This window comes from Streptomyces sp. NPDC059037, assembly GCF_042740015.1.
Classification (GTDB): Bacteria; Actinomycetota; Actinomycetes; order Streptomycetales; family Streptomycetaceae; genus Streptomyces.
In genome coordinates this window covers 1,942-8,990 of sequence record NZ_JBHYIG010000357.1, presented here as the reverse complement: position 1 = coordinate 8,990, position 7,049 = coordinate 1,942, and the positions used below count along the sequence as shown (strand labels likewise).

The window sequence follows — 7,049 nt, the reverse complement described above, 5'->3', positions numbered from 1 at the left end:
CGCTCACCCAGACCACACCCAACCGCTTCTGTGAGGGAGAAACCCGATGTCCTATGCCCGGGAAGTCCTCGATGCCGCCCGGACGCCCCTGCTCCAAGTGCTCCCACCCGTACGCGTCACCCGCCCCCCGCTCGGCGACGACGACGCGGTCGAGCAGGTCAGGTCCGGCCGGGCAGGGGCCTTCCGGTCCGTCGTCACCCGGCACTGGGCGGCCGTGACGGCGTACGTACGTACCGGTGTCGTGGACGAGGCGATGGCCGAATCGCTGATCTGCGGGGCCTTTGAGCAGGTCTTCGAGAGTGCTCGGCGCGGGCCGGGGTCCGCCGTACCGCTGCGGGTCCAACTGCTCGTCCAGGCGCGGACGGCGATGGTTCGGGCCTGGAGCCACGAACATCCCGAAGGCGGAGCGTGCCCAGCGGACTCCGGCGGGCGGTTCAGCAGCGGTTTCAGCGAATGGGCGGGCATGGGCAGTACTTGGCCGTTGCTGCTGAGCTCCCGGCTTGCGGCCGCCTGCCGCACGTTGTCCGGCCCTCGGCAGACAGCTCTGTGGCACAGCGCCGTCGAACGGGAGGGCCGGGCCCTGACCACACAGGCGCTGGGAGCCGACCGTGCTCAGTACGGTGCGCTCGTCGGAGCCGCCCGCACCGCTCTGCGAGAGGCGTATCTCGACCTGCACCGGGGCACCGCGGCCGATACAAGGGCCGAGGAGTGCCTGCGCCACTGCGAGCTGCTGGCCGAGGCGACGTCCGAGACATCGAGCGCCGTCGCCATGTTCCACCTGGTCGAGCACCTCGACCGCTGTGCCGCCTGTACCGCGGCATACGCGGACCTGGTGGACCTGGACGGCCGGCTGCGCCATCAGCTCCCCGGGATCCTGCTGGGCTGGTGGCCCGCGCGGCCCTACGCGGCGCTGAAGAAGGAACAACTGCCGCCCCTCGCCCCGCCGGCGTTCCTTGACCGGGCGGCTTCGCGGGAGTTCGCGGACAGGGTGCGCCACCGCAAGCAGCGTATCGGGACCCTGAGCACTCGCGTCGGCGTGTACGGCCTGTGCACGGCCGCCGCCGTGACGCTCGGTCTGGCGGGCTACCGGGCGTCGACCAGTCCGCCCCGCGATGACGGCGCCTCGTTCGCGGAGGACCCGGAACCCGCGACGACCGTCACGCAGACGGTGACCGCCGAACCCTCGTCCCCGGAGGCGAGTTCACCCACGCGCCCCGACTCCACCCCGACTCCGTCACGCTCGCCGGGCGCATCCGCCTCCCCGGCCGTCCCGGATCCCACACCGACCCCGCCTGCCCGGCCGACGCGGCCGTCCTCGCCCGTGCATCGGGCAACCGGCCGTCTGTTCCTCGCCCCCGCCACGAATCTGGGGGGCACCACCGTCCTACCGGGCGGCACCGGCCGGACGTTCACCAATGGTGGCGTCGTCCGCATGGGAGAGGTCGACTTCTCCGAGACGCCGCCGCGGAACGTGGCCCTGAACCTCACGCCGCGAGCTCCGGTCCTCTCGCGCACCACACTCACGCTCACGCTGGACGACCCCGATGGGCCGCCTCTCCTGTCGTACGAGATTCCGGCGGTCGTCGACCGGGACAGCCCGTTCGCTCCGGTCCTGCCGCTTCCCGAGGCGACAGCCGCGACGGGTGTGCACACCCTGTACGCCAAACTCTCGTGCTCGGATACGACGGCAGCGGGTGCGGACGTGCACTGGGTGCGCTTCCAGTGAATATGCCCGAAGTTATGGCCTGGATATGGCCGTGAGTAATGAGCTAGGGCGCCCTGCGCAAACTACCCCTTAGCGCATTTCTGCCCGTGGCCTTGTTGGGCGCACACGAGCGATGTTTGTGCCCTAACTTCTTCTTTCGTCATGGAAAACATGGAGAATCCATCGAGTTCGGCAGAGGAGTGGCGGAGGTCACATGACCGAGAAGAGGTCCTGGACTTCGACGGACTCGGTCCGCTTCTGGTTCTCTCCGGCGGAAGGCGGCTTCACTTGGGTCCCCCGCGACAGCGGGCGGTCCTGGGGCTTCTGCTCATCAATGCGAACCATCTGCTGTCCGCCGACTCGATCATAGAGTCCATTTGGGAAGGGGAACCTCCACCGCAGGCAACGGCGGCGCTTTACGCCTATCTCTCCCGGCTGCGGAGATCGCTCTCCGGTGAGGGCTGGCCCTCTCTGTTGGTGCGTCAGAATCCGGGCTACGTGTTGGCCGTGTCGCCCGAGCAGATGGCAACTCACCGTTTCGAGCGGGCTGTTTCCGAAGGCGAGCGCTTTCTGCGCCAGGGTGACCATCGTGCCAGCGGGCGCCTGATGGCGGATGCCCTGGGAATGTGGCGGGACACTCCGTACGCGGACCTTGGTCGTTACGACTTCTCCGCCCGCGAATCCGTGCGACTGGAAGCCGTGCGGTTGGTCGCGGTGGAAGGCTTGGCCGAATCTCTGCTCAGTCAAGGTGATCCCCATGCGGTGGTCGGACTGCTGTACACGGAGATCCAAGCGAATCCTTTCAGGGAAAACCTCGTCCACCACTTCATGACCGCGCTCTACCTATCCGGGCGACGGGTGGATGCGCTGAAGGTCTATGAACAGACCCGGTCAAGACTGGCCGGGGAGATGGGAGTTGATCCCGGCAAGGAGTTGCGGGATCTCCACCAGGACGTCCTCCAGCAGAACCAGGTCCGCAAACGTCCCTCTTCATAAGTCGCTGAGTCATCGTGTCTCTTGGGGCCGAAGTTACCGGTGAGGAGCAAGAAATTCTCAAGCCGACAGCAATGAGCGTGTCAGTTCGCGCCAAGTTGCCTGCAACGAGGGCATGCCACGGTCGGAAACGCCCGTACGGAAACGGAAGACGGAGACATGGAAAGGACTGAGCATGCGATCCAGTGAGTCCACCGGAAGTCCGAAGTGGCGATCGGCGAGAAAGGGTGTGGCCGTGGGGGCCGCAGGGCTGCTCGCCGCCGTGGCAGCGGTGACCGTACCCGAGAGCGCGTCGGGGAACAGCGAGCACGACAAAGGCGCGACAGTAGCCGCCGAGACGGTGACAGTCGTCGCCGCCGGCGACCTCTGTGGCTCGGCGTGCAACCAGACAGCCAAGCTGGTGTCGAAGATCAACCCGACCGCCGTGATCACCCTGGGGGACAACGCGTACAAGAAGGGCACCGCGAGCGAGTTCCGGGAGAAGTACGCCCCCAACTGGGGCAAGTTCCGCGACAAGACCTACCCGACTCCGGGGAACCACGACTACGACACCAACGACGCCGAGGGCTACTTCGACTACTTCGGCAGCCGGGCCGGTACGAAGGGCAAGGGCTACTACAGCTACGACCTGGGCGACTGGCACTTCGTCGCGCTGAACTCGGAGATATCCGCGGGCTCCGGTTCGACGCAGGAGAAGTGGCTGCGTGCGGACCTGAAGACGAACAAGAAGCCCTGCACGGCGGCTTATCTGCACCGCCCCCAGTTCAGCACCGGGGACCACGGTGACGACAGCAAGGTCAAGCCCCTGTTCACCGCGCTGTACGAGAACAAGGCAGACCTGTTCCTGTCCGGTCACGACCACCACTACGAGCGCTTCGCGCCGAGCAAGCCGAGCGGCGCCAAGGACACGGCCAACGGTCTGCGCCAACTGGTCGTCGGTACCGGCGGAACGACTCTGCGGGACGACAGGAACGACTCGAAGGCCACCACCGAGAAGGTGAACATGAAGACCTTCGGCGTCGCCAAGCTCACCCTGTCGTCCACCGGCTATGAGCACGAGTTCGTCCCAGTGGAAGGGCGGACCTTCACCGACAAGGTGAGCGGCAAGTGCCACAAGGCATCCGCGACGTCACAGTCGTCGACCGCCACGGACTGATCGCGCACGCGTCCGGCGTCAGCCCCTGAAACCGATGCGGCGGTGGGATCCCCGTCCGCCGCCGCATCACCGTGCTGGAACGGAGCGGTCCATGCTGTATCTCTCGTCCACCCGGCGCCCCGCCGGGGTCCGCGGCAGCGGCGCAGTGCCCTCCACCGTGATCGGACTGGGCCTGGTCAGCCTGGTCACCGACATCTCCGCCGAGATGGTCACCGCGGTGCTGCCGATGTACCTGATGTACGGCCTCGGTGTCGGGTTCCTCACCCTGGGCACCATCGAGGCGCTGTACGCGGGCGCGACCGCCACACTGCGGCTTGCGGGCGGCTATGCGTCCGACCGGTTGAGGCGCCCCAAGACGGTCGCCACCATCGGCTACGCGCTGTCCGCCGCCACCAAACTCGGTCTGCCCGCGGTCGGCGGCTCGGTGGCGGGCATCGGCGCCATGCTCGGCCTGGACCGGGCGGGCAAAGGCATCCGCACTGGCCCGCGCGACGCGCTCATCACGATTGCTGCGCCGCCCGACGTGCTGGGGCGCGCATTCGGAGTGCACCGCGCGATGGACACCACCGGAGCGTTGCTGGGGCCGCTGGTCGCCGTCGCCCTGGTCGCCCACACCACCGGGTACGACACGGTGTTCGCCGTGAGCTTCTGCCTCGGCATGGTCGGCGTGGTTCTCCTGGCCCTGTGCGTACCGATGCCGGCCATGGCCGCGCCTGCCGTTGAACGGGGCGCCGACAAAAGGCGAGTGACGCTGCGTCAGGCAGCGGCCGTCCTGGCACGTCCGGGCATCCGGCGCGCTTGCCTCGCCGCGGGTGCACTGGGGCTGGTGACCGTCGGAGACATGGTGCTGTACGTGGCACTGCAGCAGAGGTCAGACCTGTCCACCACATTGCTGCCGTTGCTGCCGCTGGGCACGGGAGTCGTTTTTCTCCTCGCCGCGACCCCCGTCGGCCGGCTCGCCGACCGCGTCGGCCGGTGGCGCGTCTTCCTCTCCGGACACGTGCTGCTGCTCGCCGCCTATCTCTGCCTCGGATTCATCCCCGGCGGCCCGCTCGCCGCCGTACTCGTCCTCGCCCTGCACGGTCTGTTCTACGCCGCGACCGACGGTGTGCTCATGGCCTACGCGGGTCCGCTGATCCCCGAAGCGCTCCGTGCGACCGGTCTCGCCGCCGTGCAGACGGTGCAGGCACTCGCTCGGGCCGGAGGAGCGCTGGTGGTCGGGGTGACCCTGCAATTCGCATCGGCCCAAACGGCGTTCACATGCCTGGCGGTCCTGCTGGGCTGCGCGGTGCTCGTCGGGGCACGTCTCGGCAAAGGAAGCAGGACATGACCGTCCGAAAGCAACGGCTCACCGCCGCGCTGCTGATCGCGACCACACTGATCGCGGGCTGCGCCTACACGGGATGGAAGATCGCGTCCGCGCGCTCGGCCGAGGGCGCACACCAACTCGACCTGCAGCGCCCCGGAACCCTGCTCTACGTCGACCGATCCACGAGCCGCGTACGACAGGTGCGTGCCGAGAAGCCCGCGAAAGTCCTCGGGACGGGACCGAAGTGTCTGCGGGCCTACGCGGCCGCCGGAACCCTCGCCTGTCTGCGCCCCGCGTCCCTGCCCGGCGGATTCGAGGTGGGCGTCTACGACGAAGCTCTGAAAGAGCAGAAGGTGATACCGGTCTGGGGCAAGCCGAGCAGGGTCCGGGTGTCCCCATCCGGCCGCATGGTCGCCTGGACGGTTTTCCGCGCCGGCGACTCCTATCTGAGCCCGGGTGGGTACTCCACCACCGCGGGTGCGTACGACCTGAAGACCGGTGCCCACTACGGCTCGCTGGAGGACTTCACGGCGTACGTCGACGGGCGCAGGTTCCATGCCTCGGACCGCAACTTCTGGGGCATCACCTTCGCCTCGGACGACAGAACCTTCTACGCCACCATGTCCTCCGGGAAGCGCACCTGGCTCATGCGGGGCAACCTGGGCGCCCGCAGCCTCAAGTCGATACGCACCAATGTCGAGTGCCCCTCGCTGTCCCCTGACGGACGCCGTATCGCCTACAAGAAGCGCGTCGGGAGCCACTGGCGGCTGCACGTCCTCGACCTCTCCACCGGCAAGGACGTCCCACTCGCCGAGCCGGCACACGTCGACGACCAGCCCGCCTGGCTCGACGCACGCACGGTCGGCTACGCCCGCTCCGTCGACGGACAACCGGTCCTCTTCGGCGTCCCCGCCAACGGGACCGGCAGCCCTACCCGAATCCGCGGTGGGTCGTCACCGGCGGCCCTGAACTGACCACTTCACTGCCCACCTCACTGCCCACTTCACAGACAGCAAGAACGACACTGGAGGTTCACCTCATGCAGGCAAAACACCGGGTTCTCCTGGGCTGTGCGCTCGCCGGATCGCTTTCGCTGACTCCGGGGTTCGCCCACGCCGAAGTCGAGCCGGGCGGCTGGAAGCCGGACAACCCCACGTTCCAGGTCCAGCAACGGGGCTGCGGCCAGGTCAGCGACCTCACCTTCAAGCTCACCTGCTCGAGCAGCGACGGCGACAACCGTGCGGAACGGCGATACGCCACCTATCAGGGAGGCTCACACCAGTTCGAGGGCTACTTCACCATCACCAGCATGGGGGGCAACCGCATCTCCCTGAAGCAGACGTTCCGCGATTCGCCTGACGACGGCCCGTTCTTCATGCTCGGCGTCGAAAAGGGCGGCCGCCTCTACTCCGTACGGAACGGCGGCGACACGATCGCGCGAGGCGCCACAGTCGGCACGCGCGTCCGCGTGAACACCGTCCACAAGGTGGGCGACAAGCACCGCACGTATATCAACGGCTCACTGAAGCACACCGAAAGCAGTCGGAACGGCAGCTACTACGACAAACTCGGCGCCTACGCGACGAAGAAGGGCAAGGGGCCGATCACGGTCGGGTGGAGCGACATCAAGTTCTGGCGGAAGTAAGGGCCGGGCGGTGCACTTCACTGCCCGTACGGTGGTGGCCGTCGTGCTCGCCGGCGCAGCCCACTCACGCGGCGGCCCCGAGGGGGCCCCCAAACGGGGGGGGCCCCCCACCGCGGCGGGGTGGGGGGGCCCCCCCCCCCCCGCGCGCGGCGCAGAACTCGGGGCCCGGGGCCGACCGCGCCACCCCCCCCCCGCCCCAGCCCGGCGCCCACAGCAACATCACCCGCGAGGAGGGGGCCGC

Annotated in this window: 6 protein-coding genes; all 6 read left to right on the top strand. The window is 68.2% G+C overall.

What is annotated here, in order from left to right; genetic code table 11:
- The first annotated feature begins 46 nt into the window (after positions 1-46).
- The 6 genes from ACFWY6_RS41525 (at position 47) to ACFWY6_RS41500 (ending at position 6,808) form a co-directional block, all read left to right on the top strand.
- Positions 47-1,726, top strand: a complete 1,680-nt coding sequence (locus ACFWY6_RS41525) for a hypothetical protein (protein ID WP_384701916.1) — start codon at positions 47-49, stop codon at positions 1,724-1,726.
- A gap of 141 nt (positions 1,727-1,867) precedes the next feature.
- Entirely contained in the window at positions 1,868-2,701 is an 834-nt protein-coding gene (locus tag ACFWY6_RS41520) for a BTAD domain-containing putative transcriptional regulator (RefSeq protein WP_384701913.1), read from the top strand.
- A gap of 232 nt (positions 2,702-2,933) precedes the next feature.
- A complete protein-coding gene (locus ACFWY6_RS41515; RefSeq protein ID WP_384701910.1) occupies positions 2,934-3,854 on the top strand; it encodes a metallophosphoesterase family protein in 921 nt (306 codons plus the stop codon).
- Positions 3,855-3,945: 91 nt separating this feature from the next.
- On the top strand, positions 3,946-5,184 hold the full coding sequence (locus ACFWY6_RS41510) for an MFS transporter (protein WP_384701907.1): 1,239 nt from the start codon (positions 3,946-3,948) through the stop codon (positions 5,182-5,184).
- Positions 5,181-6,137: a TolB family protein gene (locus tag ACFWY6_RS41505; protein ID WP_384701904.1), complete on the top strand. Its 957-nt coding sequence runs from the start codon at positions 5,181-5,183 to the stop codon at positions 6,135-6,137. Before ACFWY6_RS41510 ends, ACFWY6_RS41505 begins: the two co-directional genes overlap by 4 nt.
- A gap of 65 nt (positions 6,138-6,202) precedes the next feature.
- Positions 6,203-6,808 (top strand): hypothetical protein, encoded by a 606-nt coding sequence (locus ACFWY6_RS41500; RefSeq protein WP_384701901.1) that lies wholly within the window; start codon positions 6,203-6,205, stop codon positions 6,806-6,808.
- Positions 6,809-7,049 lie beyond the last annotated feature (241 nt).